Consider the following 22259-nt stretch of genomic DNA (forward strand, 5'->3'; position numbering starts at 1 on the left):
TTGAAAGCGCCCGCATGCGACCCTCATCTTCCGACCTCGTGAACGCCCTGTCTTTCGAACTGCCCGCGCAGGCGCATGCCCGCCGGGGCCGGCTGCAGCCGCTGGCCCACGCCGTGGCGGTGATGCTGGCGGCGGGCGGCGCCGCGATGGCGCCGGCGCATGTGCAGGCGCAACAGGCTTTCAGCGGCGCCTGGTTCGCCGGCAAGAGTTCGGTGCAGGACGCGGCCATCGCCACCGGCCGCCTGCCCAACGGGCAGCCCGTCTCCCTGCTGACCAATCCGATGCTGCAGCAGTTGCGCGACACCGCCCAGCTGCAGCGCTCCGTCAACAACCTGAACCTCGCGGCGCGCACCATAGCGGCACAGCAGGCCGCGCAGGAAGCGGCGCGCCTGGCCGCCTTGAACGGCGACAGCGCGATTCCCGACGGACTGGCCGAGGGCGGGCTGAAAGTCGACACCAACAGCCTGACCGCCGGCTGGATCAATGCCAGCAAGCCGACACAAGCCGCCGCAGGCGGCGGGACGCAGGTCACCATAGACCAGACCGACGAAAAAGCCATCCTGAACTGGGAGAGCTTCAACGTCGGCAAGAACACCACCGTCAACTTCAACCAGAAGGGCGGCAACAAGGCCGACGGCAGCAACAGCTGGATCGCGCTGAACCGGGTCAACGACCCCAGGGGCATTCCCAGCCAGATCGCGGGGCAGATCAAGGCGGACGGCGCGGTCTACATCGTCAACCGCAACGGCATCATCTTCAACGGCAGCAGCCAGGTCAACACGCGCTCGCTGGTGGCCTCGTCGCTGGCGCTGTCGGACACGCAATTCAAGCTGGGCATCAACAACGCCCAGGTCATCAAGGACGCATCCGGCCAGGCCAACGATTTCGCCATCCCGCAGTTCGGCGACTTCGCGGCGGCGGCGCCCAGCATCTATGGCGGTTTTGTTTCGGGCAACGGCACGGTGCCGGACCAACTGGGCGGCGTGGACCGCTTTGTGCCCGGCCCGGCGCCCGGCGCGGTGCAGGTGCAGGCCGGCGCGCAACTGGCGGTCACTTCGGGCGGCAAGCTGATGCTGTTCGCGCCCAAGGTGCGCAACGCGGGTTTCCTGTCGGCGCCGGACGGCCAGGTCATCCTCGCGGCCGGTGAAAACATCTACCTGAACACGGCCCCCAACACGACGAACTACGGCTCCAGCATTCCGGGCGCCGTTCGCGGCCTGGATGTCGCGGCATCGGCCGTGCCCGGCTGGGCGCTTCCGTGGAACCTTGTCAGGGCCGCGCTGGTCACGGGCACCGACCCCTACAACCCGGGCTTCGCCGAAGGGCTGGCCCAGGTCGTGCTGCCCGAGATGGCCGCGCGCGCGGCCGCCGTCGGCTACGACGTGACCAACAGCGGCATCGTGCAGGCCGAGCGCGGCAACATCACGCTGCAGGCGCTGAACGTGCACCAGAACGGCGTCGCGCTGGCGACCACCGCGCTGAACAACCGCAACGGCTCTATCCTGCTGCGCGCCTGGGGTGCCGGCACGCATATCTACGTCAACGAAGACACCAGCAACGTGCTGCTGAGCTGGCTGGCCGGCACGCTGACCCTGGGCAATGACAGCGTGACGCGCATCCTGCCCGACGCCGGCGACACCAGCCTGATCGAAACCACCTCGCTGGCCACGCGCTACCAGCCGGGTTCCATCAAACTCTACGGCAAACTCATCGATGTGCAGTCCCGCGCCGGCGTGCTCGTGCCCTCGGGCAGCATCGACATGGCGGCCTTTGCCAACCCGCTGCCCATCCAGTACGGCTCTTTCGGTTCGGACAGCCTGCGTGACGGCAGCCAGATCTACATCGACAGCGACGCTTACCTCAGCGTGGCCGGCCTGCAGGGCGCAGCCGTGCCGATGTCGCGCAACTTCATCGAAGCCGAGCTTCGCATCAACGAGCTGCGCGATTCGCCGCTGCTGCTCGACTCGTGGCTGCGCGGCAAGAAGGTCATCGTGGACCGCCGCGCCAACGGCATCTTTACGGACGGCCCGATGTCCGCCGTGCAGTGGGTCAAGGACGCGGCCGGCAACTACGTGCCCGGCGCCTGGGCCGGCACGCCGCTGGGCGACGTGACGGGCTGGGTCGGTGTGGGCATGACCGACCTGAACGAGCTGTCGACCGACGCCGGCAAGATCATGATGCGCTCCAGCGGCGCCGTCATCACGCGGGCCGGCTCGCTGCTGGACGTCTCGGGCGGCTCGGTGCGCTACCTCGACGGCATGAACACCGCGACCAAGCTGTGGGGCGCGGACGGCCGCGTGTACACCATGGACAAGGCCCTGTCCGACGGCGCCTACACCGGCATCGCCGGCCGCTACACGCAGGGCCACGCGCGCTGGGGCGTTTCAGAAACCTGGGCCAGCTCGGTCATCGGCCGCGACATGCTGGAGGCGGGCTACACGGAAGGCCGCAAGGCCGGCGCGGTGCAGATCTTCGCCGGCAGCGCCATCGTGCTGGAAGGCGACTATGCCGGCGGCGTGGTGGTGGGCGATCGCCAGCAAAAGAAACCGCTGCAGAACCTGGGCGGCGAACTGCAGCTGGGCGGCGGCAGTGTCGAGGACAGGCCCTGGTCGCCGAACCGCGTCATCATCAGCCATAACCCGCACCAGCTGGGCGCCGGCTTCGGCGCGGGCTCGGCCCTGGGCAGCGACTACGACGCGCAACCCGACCCGGCTTCGAGCAACCAGGCGCTGGGCAAGATCACCTACCTCTCGGACGACGTGCTCAGCCGCTCCGGCCTGGGCCGTGTGATCTTCAACATTTCGGGCGACTACGGCTTCACGGTCGAAGACGGCGCGGTCGTCGACCTCTCGCCCGGCGCCTTGCTGCGGGTGGGCGGCGGCGACAGGTCGGCCAACCCGATACGCATAGACGGCACGCTACGCGCGCCCGGCGGCAGCATCACGCTGGACGCCATCGACGGCTCGCTGACCATGGGCGCCAACGGCCGCCTGGACGTCAGCGGCCAGTGGATCAATGCCTGGCGCGACGGCATGGCGCCGCAGCGCTGGGCCATAGACGGCGGCAGCATCAGCGCCGGTGTGGCGAAGTTCCTGGTCGACCCGTCGGCGGTGCTGGACGTCTCCGGCGGCGGGCGCGTCGATACCAGCAAGAAAGGATTGCCTTCGCTGCGCGCGGGCAACGGCGGCCTGCTCACGCTGAGCGGGCTGACGGCGGCGACCGACCTGTCGACCTTCGACATACGCGGCCATGCGCCCGGCTCGGCCGGCCGGCTGATACTCAACGCCGGCGTGGCCGTACAACTGGGCGGCACCACCGCCGCGCCTGGCGTGCTGGTGCTGCCCGCCACGCTGTATGGCGAACGCGGTTTCGGCGACGTGACGGTGCAGACCGGCGGCAACATCACCGTGCCGGACGGGGTGAACGTGTCGCCTTCCATCGCGTCCATAGACCTGAACAACTTCGCCTACCGCGACGTCGCCTCCGGCGCCGACCTGGCCTTGCTGGCGCCTGTTGGCCAGCTTGACTTGCGCTACCGCGTGGCCCGGGCACCCGCGGCGATCCGCCTCACGAGTTATTCGAATTCCATCACCCTGGGCGCCGGCAGTAGGGTGCGGACCGACGTCGGCGGCACGCTGGCGCTGTCGGCCGTCGCGGGAGCCGTCACGCTGGGGGGCACCGTGGAAGCACCCGCCGGCCGCATCGACCTGTTCGGCAAATCGGTCACGCTGGCGCCCGAGGCGCAGGTGCTGGCGCGCGGCGTTCCCGTGCTCTACACCGATTCGCTCGGGCACAAGGCCGGCCAGGTGCTGGCCGGGGGCAAGGTCACGCTGAGCAACAACAGCGAGCCCACGGTTCTCGCCCTGCCCGCGGGCGCGCTGATCGACGTGTCGGGCGCGACGGGCGAGATCGACGAGCTGACATACCCGCGCTTCGGCGGGGCGAAAGCGAAGGCCGTGGCGCGCGACAGCAACGGCGGCAGCATCACCATCTCCGGCGGGGGCGTGGTCGCCGCCCGCATGGCGGGCCGCGCGGGCGGGCCCGCCGCTTCCGGCGGCTCGCTGAACCTCCTGATAGGCGGTACCCTGACGTCGGACCCGCTCACCACGCTGCCTACCGTCTCGACGCGCACCAGCCTGTATTACCGCAATCGGGCGGGTGTGATCACCGCAGTGAACATCAGCAGCGGCGACCTCGACGTGTTCGACGAGTACGGCACGGCCCCCGTCAAGATCACCTCCGCCATGCGCGCGGCCATCGTGGCGCTGAAAAAGACCATGGGCACCGGGGTCGAATTGGCGAACGACGTGAGCGGGCCGGTTGTAGCGGATACGCGCAAGCCCTGGGAGGCCAACACCGCGATCTCGCGCCAGGTGGTCGAGTTGCTGAACCGCTATTTCTACACGGATGCGGCTGCGACGGTGAAGATCGTCATTCCGGACATCCAGCTCGTGCCCTCGGCCCGCATCGCGGCCGGCTCCTTGGGCACGGGCGGCTTCGGCACCGTCACGCTCCCCGCCATCAACGTGGCCAACGGCGTGAACGTGCACGTCGACGGCACGCTGATTTTTGGCGGCACGCTGGGCAACGGCCTCAAAGGCGGCAGCGCCCGCTTCTCGGCGGACCGCATCCAGCTCAATGCCGGCCAGACAAGCGAGGCCGCCTGGAGCGACCCTGCGGCCCTGGGCGGCGAGCTGACCCTGGCGGCCGACATGCTTGACGTGCAGCGCGAGCCCGGCGGCCTGGGCGTGCGCGCCCGCATCAGCGGCTACGGCAGCACCACGCTGCAGGCCGGTGAAATCCGCCTGGGCGGCGGGCCTGTCGAGCAGATCACCTCGAAAGAGCAACTGCAACTCGGCCTCGACGTGGACGGCCGGCTCATCCTGCGCGCCGGCCAGGTCTATCCCGGCACGGCCAATACGGCCATCATCCGCGCCGGCCAGTCCATTACCGTGGAGCGGCTGGGCGAGCCCGGCGCGATGCCGCTGTCGGCCGGCGGCACCTTGCGCCTGGAGGCGCCCGTCATCGCGCAGAACGGCGTGCTGCGCGCGCCCTTCGGCAGCATCGCCTTGACCGCCACCGATCGCCTCAGCCTGGGCCGGGGCAGCATCACATCGGTATCAGGCGCCGGCGTGGTCGTGCCCTACGGCACGCTGACCAACAACGAGCTCTGGCAAGACCCGACGCTGGGTATCAACCCGCAGGCCGCTTCCGACAGCGCCCTGAACGCGCCGCCCGAAAAGCGCGTGACGCTGACCGCGCCGGCCGTCGACCTGGCCAAGGGCGCGGTGGTCGACATCGCCGGCGGCGGTGACCTGTATGCCTGGGAGTTTGTGCCCGGCCCGGGCGGCTCTCACGACGTGCTGGCGACGCCCGGCATGTTCGCGGTGCTGCCCGGCTACGCCAGCGCGGCACCGGCGAGCGGCCTGCCTTCCGGCGCGCGTGTCTGGCTGGCCGGCGGCTCGGGCCTGGCCGCAGGCTGGTACACCTTGCTGCCGGCGCGCTACGCGATGCTGCCCGGCGCCTTTGCGGTGCAGTCCACCGGCAAGGCCTGGCCCGGTCCCGGCGGCGGCGGCGCGGTCATGGCCGACGGCACCCAGGTGATGCAGGGCAAGAGCGGCAATGTCTATGGCAACAGCCAGGATGCGGTGGCTTCGGTCTGGCGCGTGATGTCCGGCAGCACGCTGCGCCGCTACACCGAATACAACGAAGCCTTTGCCAACGATTTTTTCTCGTCGGAGGCCTTCAAGCTGACCCAGTACCGGCTGACCGGCAGCGACGTCGTCACGCCGCGTTTGCCGCGCGACGGCGGCTCGGTGGTGTTCGACGCGACCCGGCGCCTCACGCTGGACGGCACACTGCGTTCGGCGCCTGACACGGGTGGGCGCGGCGGCCTGGTCGACATCGCCGGCACGAAGATCGCCATCGTCGGCGCCGGCCAGGACGCCGGCAGCCTGGCGGCCAACGGCTACCTGGTCATCGACGCGACCAGCCTGTCGAATTTCGGCGCCGGCAGTTTGCTGGTCGGCGGAAAGCGCACCGGCGACCCGCTGGGCCTGCGCGTGAACGTCACGGCCAGCGACATCGTGCTGCGCAACGGCGCGGACTCCGAACTGAGCGGCCCGGAAATCATCCTGGCCGCTTCCGGCCAGGTCAACCTCGAGGCCGGCAGCGTGCTGCGCGCCGCGGGCAGCGCGACCAGCGGGGCCGGTGACCTGGTCATCACGCCGCAGGCCGCGGCGGTCTACGACGACAAAGGCACGCCCTCCACCGGCGACGACGTGCTGGTGACGCCCGCCAAAGACTGGGGCGCGCTGGTGCGGGTGGCCAACGGCGATGCCGTCAAGGTGATCCGCCAGGCCACCGACCCGGCCACCGGCGGGCTGGTGCGCATAGGCGCCGGCGCGGTCATCGACGGCGGCGCCGCGCTGCTGATCGACGCGACCCGCAGCACCGAGCTGGCCGCTTCGGCCCGCATCGCCGGCATTGACCTGTCGGTGGCCTCAGGCCGCGTCGGTTTCGGCGGCGGCATTGACGGCCTGGTGCTGGACGACGCCGCGCTGGCACAGTTGGCCCAGTCGATGCGACTGACCTTGCGCAGCTATTCCAGCTTTGACTTCTACCGCTCCATGGACCTGGGCGCGGCGGGTCTGAACGCGCTGACGCTGGACGGCGCGGCGTTTGCCGGCAAGGGCGCGGGGGACATCATCTTGCGCGGGACCTCCGTGACCCTGGCCAATACCTTGGGCAGCGCGGTTGGCCAGGGCACCGGCAGCGGCGGCTTCACGCTGGACGCCGACACGCTGGTGCTGGGCGCCGGCCAGAAAACCTTCTCCGGTTTCGGCGCGGTGACGCTGGCCGGCCGCAGCCAGATGGTGGGCGAAGGCAATGGCGGCATTGACGCGGGCGCCAGCGCGCTGACCCTGCGCACGCCGCTGCTGACCGGCCGCGGCGGCGCGGCGCAAAGCATCACCACCACCGGTGCGCTGCAGGCGCTGGGCGGCGAGGGCGCCGCCGCTTCCGCCTCCACAGCCAACCTGCAGGACAGCCTGGGTTCGCGCCTGAGCCTGAGCGGCTCCAGTGTGCTGCTCGGCACCCGCGTGGTCGCGCTGGGCGGCACCGTGGACCTGAGCGCCACCAACGGCAGCCTCACCGTAAGCGACGGCGCGCAGATCGACGTCGGCGGTTTCGCCAAACAGTTCTTCGACGTGGCCGAATACGCCGACGCCGGCCGCATCAACCTGTCGGCCATAGGCGGCGACGTACGCCTGGCCTCCGGCAGCAGCCTGAACGTGGCGGGCGACAAGGCCGGCGGCAGCGCCGGCATGCTGGGCCTGGCGGCGTCGGGCGGCGGCACCGTGGTGCTGGACGGCCGCATCACGGCACAGGCCGGCGCGGGCGGCCATGCCGGCTCCTTCTCGCTGGACATCGCGGCGCTGCCCGATTTCGCGGGCTTCAGCCAGCGCCTGAACGAGGCCGGCTTCAACCGGTCGCGCGAATTCCGCATCCGCCAGGGCAACGTGGTGATAAACGGCGCCACCACGGTGGAAAACTTCGGCCTGACGGCCGACCAGGGCAGCGTCAACATCACCGGCAGCATCGATGCGCGCTCGCTCTACGGCGGCGTGATCCGCGTGACCGGCGGCAACGGCGTGGCCCTGCAGCAGGGCGCGCAACTGCTGGCCGGCGCCACGGGTGAACTCGGCAGCGGCCGTGTCACGCTGGAAGCCAGCGGCGGGCAACTCGACATCCGCGGCGGGCAGATCGACGTGAGCGGCGGCGATGCCGGCGTGGTGCGCCTGCGCGCACTGCGCACGGCCGACCAGAGGGACCTGGCCGTCAGCGCCATGCAGGCCGGCATCACCGGGGCGCGCTCCGCCGTGCTGGAAGGCGTGAGCGTCTACAACAGCGCCACGGTGGACGCGGTCAAGGCACAGGCCATCGCGGATGCGGCCATCCTCACGGCGAACAGCGCGGCGGTCAAGGCGCGCCTGGGCACGTCGCTGGCCGTGATGCCCGGCATCGAGATCCGCAGCGCGGGCGACCTCACGCTGGGCAGCGACTGGAACCTGTTCAGCGACTTCGCCGGCGCGCGGGAAGGCACGCTGACGCTGCGCGCGGGCGGCAACCTCATCGTGGGCGGCCACCTGAGCGACGGCTTCGACGCTGCCGGCCGCACCGGCGTGCTGCAGCAAGGCCCGTCGTGGAACCTGCGCCTGGTCGCCGGCGGCGACCTGGCCTCGGCCAACGTGCTGGCGCTCAAACCGCTGGCGGCGCAGGGCGCGGGCCAGGGCAACATCGTGGTGGGCACGGCGAACACCAGCACCGATCCGGCGGTGGACAACGGCGCCGGCTACCTGCTGCGCACCGGCACCGGCGACCTCGACGTGCGGGCCGGCCGCGACCTGACGCTGGCGCACAAGGAATCGGTGATCTACACCGCGGGCCGCAAGGACATGGCGGCCTGGGGCGACTTCACGACGGCCAGGGCCGACGCCACCTACGGCGTGCAGGGCGGCAACCTGAACATCGATGCGCAGGGCAGCATCACCGCGCAGCCTTCGGGGCAACGTTTCACCGAATGGCTCAACCGCCAGGGCAACCTCAACGGCGATCTTGTCTTCGGCGACCGGCTGCTGACGCAGACCTGGGTCAACGGGCAACTGGTCAACATCATGGCGCCGGCCGAGCAGAGCAGCTGGTGGGTCAACTACGGCCAGTTCCAGCAGGGCGTGGGCGCTTTCGGGGGCGGCAACGTCAAGGTGAATGCCGGGGGCGACCTCGGCAACCTGGTGGTCGCGCTGACCACCAATATGCGCATGCGCGGCGGGCGCACCGCCGGCGAGGCCGTGGCCATGGAAACCCGCAATGGCGGCGCGCTGACGGTGGACGCGGGCGGCGCCATCCGGGGCGGCCAGTACTACGTGGCGCGCGGCACCGGCGAAATCCGGGCCGGCGAAACCACCACCGGCTTCGACGTGACCATCAGGAAGGACAGCCGGCGCACGCAGGTGTTCTCCATCGCGCCGGTGCTGGCGCTGGGCGACGCGACGCTCAGCCTGCGCACCGCCGGCGACCTGCGGCTGCAGACGGTGGTCGACCCGCTGCTGGTGCGCTACGGCGACGGCCCGGACACCCGCATCCCCGGCGGCTTCCCGCCCTCGCTGGACTACGGCGCCTACATGAGCGGCTACACCGACCGCAGCGCGCTGAACCTGGCGTCGGCCGGCGGCAACATCACGCTGGTCAACCAGGGCACCTACGTCTTCCGCGACCTGGCCCTGAGCAGCGCCAGCACCACGTTCGACGGGCAGATGGGACTGGGCGGCAACCGCTACCCGGCGCTGATCCACGCCGCCGCGATGAACGGCTCACTGGAAATCCAGGGGCCGATGTACGTCATGCCGGGCAGCACCAACGACGTGCGCCTGCTGGCCCAGCAGAACGTTCGCTTCAACAACCGGAACTTCAATGCCCTGATGGAGGTCGGTGGTTATGAGTTCAACAGCACCTACCTGAACGAGCCCTACGCCGAAGTCATCATGGCGCGGGCCACGCCGATCACCATGCCGAGCGCCGTCTCTCCGCTGGGCGGCCTGTACCGCGTCGAGATGGCGGCGCTGCTGCGCAACGAGATCGGCACGTACACCGGATCCACCCGCGCGGACTTCTACGACAAGGCCGGCAACCCCGACGTGCTGGCGCTGGCCAACGACTATGAGCCCAGCCGCATTTATGCGGCCAAGGGCTCCATCCTGGGCGCCGACATCACGGCGAACGAGCAGACCTGGCTGCGCGCCGGCACCGACATCCGCGGCATCCGCATGAGCGCGCGCAACGTCCACGCCAGCGACACCACCCTGCTGGAGGCAGGCAACGACATCCTGGCCGTGGTGAACGTACGCCGCCCCTACAGCAATGCCCTTGGCAGCGGAACGATCTCCGTGCAGGGCGCCGGGGCGCTGGTGGTGTCGGCCGGCCGCGACGTGTATGCCGACGACCTGACGCTGGAGTCCGTGGGCAACCAGCGCTACGACGGGGCCAACCGCCCGGTGCCGCTGACGCAAGTCAAGGGCCTGCCGGAGCAGGGCGCCGCGATCACCGTCATGTCGGGCATGAACCGCCCCGCCGCGTATGACGCCTTCGCGGCCGCCTACCTGGACCCGGCGAACGTGGCCGCCATGCCGGAGTACCTGAAGGCGCGGGCCGCCGACGGCAGCCTGCTGCCCATCTACCTGAGCGACCTCACCGTCTCGCGCGGCGGGCAGCAAAAAACCGTGCGCCGCGGGCTGGTGTCCTATATGAAGGACATCACCGGCCAGACCCTGGCCCCCCTGGAAGCCTGGGCACGCTTCCAGGCCTTGCCGGCCCTGGCGCGGCAGCAGTTCATCCGCCAGGTGTATTTCCTGGAACTGCGCGACGCGGGCCGCAACCAGAACGAGAGCGGCGCCGACGGCAAACCGCTGAACGCCGGCGTCAACCGCGGCTACGACGCCATCGCCGCGCTGTTCCCCGGTGACGCGTGGAAGGGCAACGTGGCGGCCAACAAGCTCAAGATTCGCACCTTGTCGGGCGGGGACATCAACGTGCTGACGCCGGGCGGCAGCCTGCAGGTCGCGGCACTCGGTGCGACCGTGCCGGACGGTTACGGCCTGGTGACGCTCAACTCCGGGCACATCGGCGTGTTCGTGAAGAACGACGTGACCGTCAACCGCTCGCGCATCCTGTCCTTCGTGCCGCAGGCCACCGGCCGCGGCAGCGACCAGATCATCTGGGCCAGCGAAGGCGACATCGACGCGGGCAAGGGCTCCAAGACGGTGCGTGTGCCCTCGGCCGCCGAGGTCATCACCGACATGGACGGCAACACCATGATCCGCGAGAAGGCCGACATGAGCGGCAGCGGCATAGGCACCGTGGGCGACGGCGACGTCGACCTGATCGCGCCGCGCGGCATCATCAATGCCGGTGACGCCGGTATCCGGGTCGCGGGCAACCTCAACATCTTCGCCCTGCAGGTGCTCAACGCGGACAACATCCAGGTCAAGGGCGAGAGCAAGGGCATACCGGTGATCGCGGCGGTGAACATAGGCGCGCTGACCAATGCCAGCGCCGCGGCCTCGGAGGCGGCGATGGCCGCCCAGGACGTGATGCAGCGCGAACGCGCGGCGGCCCGCCAGGCGCTGCCCTCGACCTTCACGGTGCGGGTGATCGGCTTCGGCAACGAGCCGATGGAAGGCGGGGCCGCCGCGCCGCGCAGGGAAGGCGCGCAACCGGTGGGTTATCAGCAGCAACCCGTGCGTTACGACCCCGCCAGCGCCTTCCAGGTGCTGGGCCAGGGGCCGCTGGACGCCGCCCAGCGCGCCCGCCTGACCGAAGCGGAGCGCCGCCGGCTGCCGCAATAGCCCCGGGGCGCGCAGGGGATGGATTGTGAAATTTTTGTGACAAACGGCAGTTCGGGCTTGCCGAATCCGTCTAGAAAAGATCCATGAAAATTTCCTTTCCATCCCTGCGCCCTCCAGCCCGCCTTATGGCATTGCTGGCGGTGCCGGCGGCCGCTTTGGCTGCGGGCGCCTGCGCCCATGCGCAGGTTCGGGCGATCCCGCCGCCGGGGCTGGACGTGCACGCCAGCGGTTTTTTCCTGAACGACAAGGGCGACGTGCTCACGGCCCGGCACGTGGTGGCGGGTTGCCGTTCGGTGTATGTCGTCAAGGACAGCCGTGTGGTTCAGGCCAGTGTGGCAGCCTTGAGCCCGTCGCTGGACCTGGCCGTGCTCGGCACCGCTCTCAAGCCTTATCTGAGTGCGACTTTCGCGCAGACGGCGCCGGTGCCCCATGCCAGCATCGGCGTTTTTACCGAGGCCTACGGCGTGCTGCAGCGCCTGCCCAACCGCGCCACGCTGTTGAGCAATGCGATGACGATTCCCGCCAGCGGCGGGGACGAAGAAAACGGGCTGCAACTGATTTCGGGTGCGCAGCCCGGCGCCAGCGGCAGCGCCGTGGTGGGCAACAGCGGCTTGCTGCTGGGCGTGGTGGTCGAACGCGTGGCCGCAAGCCCGGGCGCGTCCGGCCGCGTGCTCAGCCGCGCCGCCACGGCCGCCGGCGCGCCCACGGGCGCTACCCAGGTTCACGCCATTTCCGCGGCGCAGGTCAAACAGTTCCTGCGGGAAAACGGCATCGGCTTTTCCGAAAGCGACGCGCCGCAGATCGGGCCGCTGCAGTCGCCCGCCGCCCGCGCCTCCACGCTCGCCGTGGGCGTGATCTGCGGCTGAGGGCCCCCCTATCGAGCCTTCGCAAGCGGCATCCACGCACATTCGTCACATACCTCCGCTATACCTGCACACACAAGCACTGCTCATCATGACCACTCCCAAACGCATCGCCACTTCACGCCCGTCCCGTGCTTCACGCGCTTCCAATTCCCTGCCAACCCGCCCGGGTGCCCTGGCCCGCCTCTGGCGCGGCCTGCAGCGAACGCTTGGATGGGTCGGCATCGGCCTGAGCGTCTCCGCGGCGCCCATGGCCGCCCAGGCGCAGGCGCCCGCGCAACCGGTGCCCCAGCACTGGATCAGCTATGCGCAACTCGTCGGCAACCAGTTGCAGGACCGCCTGGGCGACGCGGCCAGCGAACCGGTGGTGCGCCTGCATGCGTGGATGCAGGAGCGCCTGCTCAAAGAAGGGCAAGCCGTGCCGGCACAGCCTTTGGTGGTCCGCTTGTGGATTGCACCCAACGGCCAGGTCAGCAAGCTGGAGTTCGCGTCGCTGGGCCAGGCGCAGGCGGATGCCGACCTGCGCGGCCTGCTGACGGCGCAGCCGCTGTCCGAACCGCCGCCGCGCGATATGCGCCAGCCCATGGTGCTGGAGCTCGCGATGAGTTTTGCTTCACCCACGTGAGCGCCGCCGCCTTTGTTCAGACCCTGGCCCGCTTGGTCGTAGCCGGCGCGCTTGCCGCGTGCGCGGCGGCCTGCGCGCCGGTGCAATCATGGAACGCTTCCAATTTTTCCGATCTGGCGCGCATCAACGGGCCGTCCGTGGTCAACATCGGCGTGGCCCACGAGCCTGCCGCGATCCGTTCGGACGGGCGCATGGCGCCCGGCCCGGACAGGGTGGACGAGAGCACCCTGGGCTCGGGCTTTATCGTCAGCGACGACGGCTACATCCTGACCAACGCGCACGTGGTGGCGCAGGGCTCGGAGATCCGCGTGAGGCTGATCGACAGGCGCGAGTTCAAGGCCCGGCTGGTCGGGCTCGATCCGCTGGCCGACATTGCGCTGGTGAAAATCGACGCCGCGGGATTGCCGGCCGTGAAGATCGGCGAGCCGGCCGCCACGGCGGTGGGCGATTGGGTGCTGGCGATAGGGTCGCCCTACGGCTTCACCAATTCGGCCACCGCCGGCATCGTCAGCGCCAAGGGCCGCGTGTTGCCGGGGGCGAACTACATGCCCTTCCTGCAGACCGACGTGCCCATCAATCCCGGCAACTCGGGCGGGCCGCTGTTCAACCTGCGCGGGGAAGTGATAGGCATCAATTCGCGCATCTACAGCCGCAGCGGCGGCTACCAGGGCCTGTCGTTCGCGATTCCCATCAACGTGGCCATGCGCATCAAGGCGCAACTGCAGGCCCACGGCACGGTGACGCGCGGGCGCATCGGCATGCTGGTGCAGGAAGTCAACCAGGCGCTGGCCGATTCTTTCCGCCTGCCCAGGCCGACCGGCGCGCTGGTCAGCTATGTGCAGCCCGGTGGCGCGGCCGAGCGCGGCGGGCTCCGGCCGGGCGACGTGATCCTGCAGGTGCAGGGTATCGACGTGATCCAGTCGGCCGACGCCCTGGGCCTGATCGCCGACATCGCGCCCGGAGAAACGGCGCGCCTTGCCGTCTGGCGCGACCGCGCGCCGGCGACCCTGTCGGTGGTGGTGGAACGCCTGGAGGCGCGGCAAGCCGCCTTGCCGCCCGCGCCCGCCGGCGGCCCGCCGTTTGGCCTCATCGTGCGGCCGCTGCTGCCGCAGGAGCGCCAAGTGCTGCGCATCGAAGGCGGCCTCCTGGTGCAGCGTGCCAACGCGGCGGCGGCGCGGGCCGGCGTGCAGGCCGGCGACATCATCCTGGCGCTGAACGGCCAGAGCGTCGCCAGCCCGGAGGCCCTGGCCGAAGAAGCCCGCTCCGCCAACGGCGCGGTAGCTTTGCTGGTGCAGCGCGGCTCGACACGGATATTCATCCCCATCGAGATGGCACGCTCCTCTTCGCGTGAGCTTGAAGATTGAAGCGGGAAGCCATGGGAGAAATACTTCGCGAGAGTTTTTCGGGCCTGCCGCTATGGCAGAAGGTGTTGGCGGCGTTCGCCCTGGCGCTCTACGTGGCCTGCGCGATTGTGTATTTGATACTGGAAAAACTTTCGCCGGGGCGAACGCCGTGAGCGGCCATCCATGGCGGCCCGCGCGGTGCCGGGTGTCACGCCGATGTCATCCCGCCTGCCTAGGATCGTGGTTCGCTTCAGGCCCAGGCGTTCGCCGGCCCGTCATCGCGCCCTTGTCCCGCTCTTTCCTCCACAGGTTGTCCGATTCCTTATGGCAAGCATGGTTGCATCCACCCGTGCGCGCGCACTCGCGGGGTGCGCAGTGGCGCTGACGCTGGGCTTGATGTGCCAGGCGGCGCATCCCCAGCCGGCGGACAGGGCCGGAATGCTTTTTGACTTGCCCGCGCAGCCGCTGAACAAAGCGCTGGAACTGTATGACGCCCGCGCCAACCTGTCGGTGTTTTTCCCGTCCGAACTGGTCGAGGGAAAGACCTCTGGCGCGGTGCATGGCGTGTTCACGCCCGAGGAAGCGCTGCGCCGCCTGCTCGACGGCACGGGGCTCGCCGTGCAGACGGCCGCCGCCGAGGCATTTGTCCTGGTGCCCGGCCCCGCAACGCCCGAGGGTGCGGACCGCTCCACACCCGGCGCATCGGCGCGGATGACGGCGAACACTTACGAATCGCTGGTGCAGTCGAGGATTTTCCAGGCGCTGTGCAAAACAGACGGCGCGGCTTTCGGCAGCTACCGCATGGCGCTGCGCGTGCAGGTCGGCGCGGCCGGGCAGGTCAGGCAGGCCAGCCTGCTGGACACCACCGGCAACCGCGCGCGCGATGCCGCCATCCTGGACGCCGTGCGCCGCGTCGATATCGGGCAGGCGCCGGCCGATCCCGCGCGGCCCTTCGTGTTGCTGGTGCGTCCCGGCTCCCGCACGGCGCCTGCGCCCTGCGCGACTCTTCCACTCACGGATACCCATGAGTGAGTCCGGCCTGTCCACGCTGCGCCATCTGCTGGCCCAGCGCTATGAGGACCTCAAGCGCCGCCTGGCGTGGCGCCTGGGCTCGGTCGAACTCGCCAGCGACGCGCTGCACGACACCTGGGTGCACCTGGAAGACCGCAACGAGGGGGCCGGCCCGGTCAAGCATCCGCTGGCTTACCTGATGCGCATGGCCACCAACCTGGCGCTGGACAAGCTGCAGCGCGACAAACGCTACATGAACAGCGATGAGCTGGATATGTTGATGTCGGAAATCGTCGACCCGGCGCCGGGACCGGCCCAGATCGCCTCGGCAAAGGACGACATCGAAATCCTGTCCCGGCTCATCGACGCCATGCCGCCGCGGCGGCGGGCTATTTTCCTGGCGGTGCGGGTGGAGGAGTTGTCCAACCAGCAGGCGGCGGCGCGCTTCGGCGTGTCCGCGCGTCTGGTCGGGCTGGAGCTGCAGCGCGCGCACGAGTACTGCATGGCGCACATGCCCCGGGATGATTGAGCAGAAAAAATGCCTGATTCCATCGCCCCAACCGTCTTGACAAGAGGAGCCGAAAAAATGCTCCCCACCCTGCCATGCTTTCAACCATGAACCTGCCACCCATCCAGGAGCGAACGCTCGATCCGGTCGAGCGCCAGGCGCACGCCTGGATGCGCCGCATCGCGTCGGGCGACATGACACGCGCCGACGGCGCGGCGCTGGAGCGCTGGTGCAAGGCCGACCCGCGCCACGCCGCCGTGCTGGGCGCCGCGCGCCGGCGCTGGGACCAGCTTCGGGACGCCGGCGAGCTGTCGCTGGCGCGCAGCCCCGCCATGCGGCCCGCGCCGGCCGCCGCGCCGCCGCGTCCGTGGCAGCGGCGCGCGTTCCTGGCCGGGGCCTTTGGCGCCACCGCGGCGGCGTCGGTCGCGGCGCTGGTGGCGCCCCCGCTGGGGCTTTGGCCGTCGGCGGACGAGTTGCGCGCGGATTTCCGCACCGGCACCGGCGAGCAGCGCAACGTGGCGCTGTCCGGCGACGTGAGCCTGCAGCTTAACACGCGCACCAGCGTCGCCGTCTGGAGCGCGGCGGACGGCGCGCCCGGCATCGATTTGATCGGCGGCGAGGCCGCCATCGACACGCGGCGCGCGGGCCGGCCGTTTTCGGTCAAGGCCGGCGCCGGGCGCAGCGTCGCGGAGGATGCGAGCTTTGAAGTCCGGCGCGTGGCGGCCGGTGTCTGCGTGACCTGCCTGCGGGGCCGTGTGCGCGTCAGCCATGCGACGGGAAGCGCGGTGCTGAACGGCCAGGAGCAACTCACCTATGGCGATGTGTCCATGGGCCGCGTGGCCAGTGTCGACGCCGGGCAGGTGTCGGCCTGGCGCCAGGGCTTCCTGCGCTTCAGCGACACCCCTCTGGGCGAGGTCGTGGAGGAAATCAACCGCTACCGCCCGGGCCGCGTCGTGCTGCTGGGCCGCGAGCTTTCGGCCAAGGCCGTGACGGGGCGCTTCCAGATCAACGCACTGGACAAAGCCATCGCGCAGATGCAGCGTTCAATGGGGCTGGAGATGCGCTTGCTGCCCGGCGGTGTGGTGCTGCTGAGCCAGGCCTGAAGCGCCTGAATCCCGCGGCCGGCGCCTGCCCGGCAGCTGTCACGGAACTGTCAAAAAAATCTTTGCCGATCCCCTTCCTGCCAACGGTCTAGGTTGCAAGGGTGCTGGCGAACGGGTCGCCTGCGCTTGTGGAACACAGGGCCATGCACGTCACGTTGCGCGGGCGGCCCGCAATCTGTACGACAGAAATCGAGGTCACCATGGCTACGCAAATTCGGGATCACAAGGCGCCTTCCAGGCAGGGCAGCTTGCCCGGCAATTCCACCCTCTTCGCACCCAGGCTCGCGCCCCTGGCCTCAGCCATCGCGGTGCTCCTGATTGCGGGTGGTGCGGGCGACGTCCATGCGCAACGCGCCTTCAGCAACGCGTGGTACGCCAACATGGGCGCGGCGCAAAGTACGGCGGCCACCACAGGCCTCTTGCCCAACGGCACCCCTGCCTCCTGGCTCACCAACCCGCAAAGCCAGCAGCAAAGGGCCAACGCGCAGATGCTGCGCTCCTTCGACAACCTGAACCTGGCCGCTCGCGGCATCGCCGCGCAGCAGGCCGCGCAGGCGGCCGCCCAGCTGGCGGCGCTGAATGGCGCCTCCGATGTTCCGGACGGCCTGACCCCGGGCGGGCTGGTGGTGGACACCAACAGCCTCACTGCCGGCTGGATCAATGCCAGCAAACCGACACAGGCCGCCGGCGGCGGCAGGACACAGGTCACCATAGACCAGACGGCCGAGAAAGCCATCCTGAACTGGGAGAGCTTCAACGTCGGGCGGAACACGACCGTCAACTTCAACCAGAAGGGCGGCAACAAGGCCGACGGCACCAACGCCTGGATCGCGCTGAACCGCATCAACGACCCGAGCGGCAAGCCCAGCCAGATCGCCGGGCAGATCAAGGCCGACGGATCGGTTTACCTGATCAACCGCAACGGCATCATCTTCACCGGCAGCAGCCAGGTCAACACACGCAGCCTGGTCGCCAGCTCCCTGCGCCTGACGGATCAGCAGTTCAATCTGGGCATCAACAACGCGCAGATCATGACGAGCCAGAGCGCCGAGTTCCCCATCCCCCAATTCGGGGAATTTACCGCCCAGGCGCCCATGCCTTACAGCACGGTCGGCGGCTATGTTCCGGGCAATGGCGTTGTGCCGGATCGCCTCGGTGAGGTAGACCGCTTCGATCCCGGTTTGCCGCCCGGCGCCGTCACGGTCGCGGCGGGCGCGCAGCTGGGTGTGAGCAGCGGCGGCAAGATCATGCTGTTTGCGCCCAAGGTCAGCAATGCCGGGCGCCTTTCCGCACCTGACGGCCAGGTCATCCTGGCGGCCGGTGAAAACATTTACCTCAAAACGCCGTCGGCGCAGGATCCGAATCCGGTGCGTGGCCTGGATGTTGCCGCGTCGGCAGTGCCGGGTTGGGCGTTGAACGGTTCCCTTGTGAACGGCGCGCTTGGCTTGTCGCAGATAGGCTTTCAATACGGCGTTGGCGTGCGCGATGTTGTGTTTCCGGAAATGGCCGCGCGCGCAAAGGCGGTGGGCTACGAAGTGGTCAACAACGGCATCGTGCAATCCGACCGGGGCAACATCACCCTGCAGGCACAGGACGTTCGCCAGAACGGCGTGTTGATGTCCACCACCGCATTGAACAACCGCAATGGTTCCATCCAGTTGCGTGCATGGGGTTTGGCCACACGCGCCTATGGCAGCGACCTGGATGATTTTTATAACTGGTCGGCAGGTACCTTGACGCTGGGCAGCGCAAGCGTGACGCAGATCATGCCGGACGCCGCCGACACCAGCGAGATCGAAGCGTCCGCGCTGGGCACCCGTTACCAGCCGGGCTGGATCGGCATGTACGGCAAGCTGATCGACATCCAGTCGAAAGCCGGCGTGCTGGCGCCCGCGGGCAAGATCAACATCGAAACGGCGGCCAACCCGATGCTCAGGGCCCTGCCGGGAAGCCTGGGAGACGGCAGCCGGATCTACCTCGACAGTGACGCTTTCCTCAGCGTGGCGGGCCTGCGCGACATGCTGGTGCCGATGTCGCGCAACTTCGTCGAGGCGGAGTTGCGCATCAACGAGCTGCGCGATTCGCCATTGCTGCTGAACTCCTGGCTGCGCGGCCAGAAAGTGGTCGTCGACCGCCGCGAGGGCGGCGTGTTCGCGGACGGGCCGATGGCGGCCGTGAAGTGGGTCCAGAAGAAAGATGCCAACGGCCAGATGGTCTACATGCCGGGCGAATGGGTGGGCACGCCGCTGGCCGACGTGAGCGGCTGGATAGGCGTGGGCAAGACCGACCTCAATGAGCTGTCGGCCGATGCGGGCAGCATCATGCTGCGCGCCGGCGGCTCCGTCGTCACGCGCGCCGGATCGATGATCGATATCTCCGGCGGCTCGGTGCGTTATTCGGACGGCATGAATACCGCCACCAAGCTCGCGGGTGCGAACGGCGGCATCTACACGATGAACAAGGCCATGCCCGACATCGAATACGCGGGCCTTGCCGGCCGGTTTACACAAAACCATGCGCGCTGGGGCGTGAACACCACCTGGCGCAGCGCGCTGATAGGCGGCGACTTCAAGGAAGCCGGCTACACCGAAGGCCGCAAGGCCGGCGCGGTCCAGGTATTTGCCGGTGACGCCATGGTGCTCGAAGGCGATATGTGGGGCGGCGTCATCACGGGTGACCGCCAGCAAAACAAGCCGGTCGGCAAGACGGGAGGCCAGCTGGTATTGGGTGGCGGCAGGGTGGAAGACAAACCCTGGTCGCCCGGCACCCTCATCGTCAGCCATGACCCCAAACGCCTGGGGGCTGCATTCAACGCCGGCTCCGCCCTGGGCGCGGACTTCTACGTTCCCCTGGATCCCGCCAATCCAAGGTCGAAGAAATTGACTTTGCTGTCCGACGACATGCTCAGCAATTCGGGCATGGGCCAGACCACCTTCTACGTCAGCAAAGGCGACTTTGAAGTGGCCGCCGGCGCCAATGTCGAATTTTCGCCAGGCAGCTCGCTTGCTGTTTCCGGTGGCGAAAACTCGACCGGCGCCATCCGCATCAACGGCATGATCCGTTCAGCGGGCGGTGCCATCTCCCTGGATTCGTTCTTCGGACAGCTGGAGTTTGGCGCGCGGGGCGGCCTGGATGTCTCCGGCCAATGGATCAATAGCTGGCGTGACGGCAGGTCCTCCGGGCCTTGGGCCATGAATGGCGGCGCCATCACCCTCAATGCCAGCAAAATCATGGCGGATAAAAACGCCGTGTTTGACGTCTCCGGCGGCGGCCGTGTCGATATCGGCAAGAAAGGCTTGCCTGCCTTGCGTGTGGGCGATGCCGGCTCCATCCGCTTGACCGGTTTCACGCCGGACACGGGCCTGGCTTCCTTGAACCTGCGTGCGTATGCAGCGGGGTCGGCCGGCAGCCTGATCCTTGAAACGCCGTCATCCGTGCAAGTGGGCGGTGCCAGCAACGATCCCGCCACCGTGGTCTTGCCCGCCAATCTGTTTGGCGACCGCGGTTTCGGGACCGTGTCGGTCGCGGTGCGCGGCAACGGCCGCATCGTGGTACCCGACGGCGTGGCGGTGACGCAGCAGGCCGTCGGTGTCGATTTGAATTCTTTTGCCTACCGCGACGTGGCGACCGGCACGCGCCTGGCCGATGTGGCGCCGATTGCCGTGCTGAGCCCGCAGGAGCGGCTCAAGCGCAAGCCGGGCGGACTGACTTTGGGCACGGAAGCCGGCGACATCCGCGTCGGAGCGGGTGCATCCATCGTGACCGACACCGGCGGCAAGCTGGCCCTGGCCGCGGGTGGCGCCGGTGCGCTGACGGTGCTGGGCCGCCTGGAAGCGCCCGCGGGACGGATTGACCTGAGCGGCAAGACCGTCAGGCTGGAGCCGGGTGCGCAGTTGCTGGCGCGCGGCCTCCCGGCGATTTACCTGGACAAAACCGGGCACCTGCAAGGCAAGGTGTTATCGGGCGGTGTCGTCGATATCCGTGCCGCGGAGGTGCAGCTGGCGGCCGGTTCGCTGATTGACGTGTCGGGCGCGAGCGGGGAGATTGAACAGGCGCAGGCGGGTACCGGATTCGGACAAGTCGGCTACAAGAAGATTGGGCTGGCCAGTGATGGCGGCGCGGTCAACATTCGCGGGGAAGGGCAGATTGCCGCCACCCTGGTGGGTCAACCAGGAGGGCAGGGCGCGCAAGGCGGTTCGCTGTCTATTCAGCATGTGGCCGCCGGCGCGGGCGCCAACCTGGCTGACGAGCTGCTCAAGTTGTTTTGCCAGATAGATTCGTCGTTCTGCACACCGGCGAGCGTCATCGGTGTCGACTTTGCGCTTTTGCTGGGGTACAACCCCGGCGATATAGCCCCCATGGTCATCACCCAGACCGTATTCGACCATCTGGGTTCGGCGTCCAGGGCTTCGCTTGTTGTCTCTGACAAGGCGTCTTCAGGCGGAGGACAGGGTGGACCCGGCATCGACTATGCCGCGCTTGGCATGAGCGACGAAGTCGTGGATCTGTTCAGGGACCAGCTCTTTATCGATTTGCGCGCCTTGACCCCGGCAAGTTCAGTGCTGGTGGCGCGCCCCAAATCTTTCTCCCAGGGTGGTTTTGCCAATCTCGCTTTGGCCTCCCAGGGTGGTTCGATTGAACTCGGTGATGTACAACTTTCCGCGAACCGCAGCATCACGGTCGACGGCACGCTGCGCCATGCCGTCGGGGAATCCGGACAGGCGAGCCTGGCGGCGGCCTATATTGCGCTCAAACAGACGTCTTCCGCCATTGCGCCGGCTGCCACGGCCAATCGCACGGGAAGTTTGACCTTGAACGCGGACGTGATTGATGTCGTGGGCGGCGTCAACGGACCGGGATCCACCTTCGGGCCCGCGAGTATTCGCAGCTTCGCTAAAACAGCCTTGAATGCATCGGAGCTCCGCTTCAGCGGGAACAATGCCGCGGTTGATCCCGCCATCGCTGCGGATGCCGCCACGGCAACCCTGGATGTGGACGGTGCACTGGCCATCACCGCCGGCCTGGTTTACCCCACCACCGCGATGAGCGCAAAAATCCTGTCCGGTGAATCCATCGCCGTACAACGTTCCGGAAATTCTTCCGTGCTGCCTTTTTCCGCCGGCGGCACCTTGCGCCTGGAAGCGCCGGTGATCGAGCAGAACGGCGTGCTGCGCGCGCCCTTCGGGCAGATAGAGCTGGTAGCCGGCAACCGCCTGACCCTGGGCGCAGGCAGCATCACCTCGGTCTCCGGTGCAGGCCTGATGCTGCCCTACGGCACGCTGTCGAACAACGAGCACTGGAAAGACCCCACCAAGGCAAACGACGCCGCCAATCCCTCGAGCGGCTCCCTGACCTCCCCGCCCGAGAAACGCATCACCATGAAGTCGCCCAATGTCGACCTCGC

General features: G+C 68.7%; 9 protein-coding genes. All 9 read left to right on the forward strand.

All coding sequences use genetic code 11. From position 1 onward, the window contains the following. Positions 1-14: 14 nt before the first annotated feature. The gene (locus ACLV74_RS23225; RefSeq protein ID WP_411881794.1) at positions 15-11402 is read left to right on the forward strand and encodes a filamentous haemagglutinin family protein; all 11388 of its coding nucleotides are present in this window, start codon (positions 15-17) and stop codon (positions 11400-11402) included. 83 nt (positions 11403-11485) lie between these two features. After that, positions 11486-12268 carry a serine protease gene (locus ACLV74_RS23230; protein ID WP_411881795.1) on the forward strand — a complete coding sequence of 261 codons (783 nt, stop codon included), beginning with the start codon at positions 11486-11488 and terminating at the stop codon, positions 12266-12268. Between the two features lie 88 nt (positions 12269-12356). After that, the gene (locus ACLV74_RS23235; protein ID WP_411881796.1) at positions 12357-12890 is read left to right on the forward strand and encodes a YbaB/EbfC family DNA-binding protein; all 534 of its coding nucleotides are present in this window, start codon (positions 12357-12359) and stop codon (positions 12888-12890) included. Continuing rightward, complete coding sequence (locus ACLV74_RS23240; protein WP_411881797.1) at positions 12887-14254, forward strand: trypsin-like peptidase domain-containing protein; 1368 nt, start codon at positions 12887-12889, stop codon at positions 14252-14254. Before ACLV74_RS23235 ends, ACLV74_RS23240 begins: the two co-directional genes overlap by 4 nt. An 11-nt stretch (positions 14255-14265) precedes the next feature. Next, positions 14266-14406, forward strand: a complete 141-nt coding sequence (locus ACLV74_RS23245; protein WP_411881798.1) for a hypothetical protein — start codon at positions 14266-14268, stop codon at positions 14404-14406. 160 nt (positions 14407-14566) lie between these two features. After that, complete coding sequence (locus tag ACLV74_RS23250; protein ID WP_411881799.1) at positions 14567-15265, forward strand: secretin and TonB N-terminal domain-containing protein; 699 nt, start codon at positions 14567-14569, stop codon at positions 15263-15265. Beyond that, entirely contained in the window at positions 15258-15773 is a 516-nt protein-coding gene (locus ACLV74_RS23255; RefSeq protein WP_411881800.1) for an RNA polymerase sigma factor, read from the forward strand. The genes ACLV74_RS23250 and ACLV74_RS23255 overlap by 8 nt, the downstream gene beginning before the upstream one ends. An 86-nt stretch (positions 15774-15859) precedes the next feature. Further along, complete coding sequence (locus tag ACLV74_RS23260) at positions 15860-16855, forward strand: FecR family protein (protein ID WP_411881801.1); 996 nt, start codon at positions 15860-15862, stop codon at positions 16853-16855. A 200-nt stretch (positions 16856-17055) separates the two neighbouring features. Continuing rightward, a partial coding sequence (locus ACLV74_RS23265) for a filamentous hemagglutinin N-terminal domain-containing protein (RefSeq protein WP_411881802.1) occupies positions 17056-22259 on the forward strand: 5204 nt, incomplete at its 3' end.

The sequence above is a fragment of the Polaromonas sp. YR568 genome, assembly GCF_943369415.1.
Lineage (GTDB): Bacteria > Pseudomonadota > Gammaproteobacteria > Burkholderiales > Burkholderiaceae_C > Polaromonas.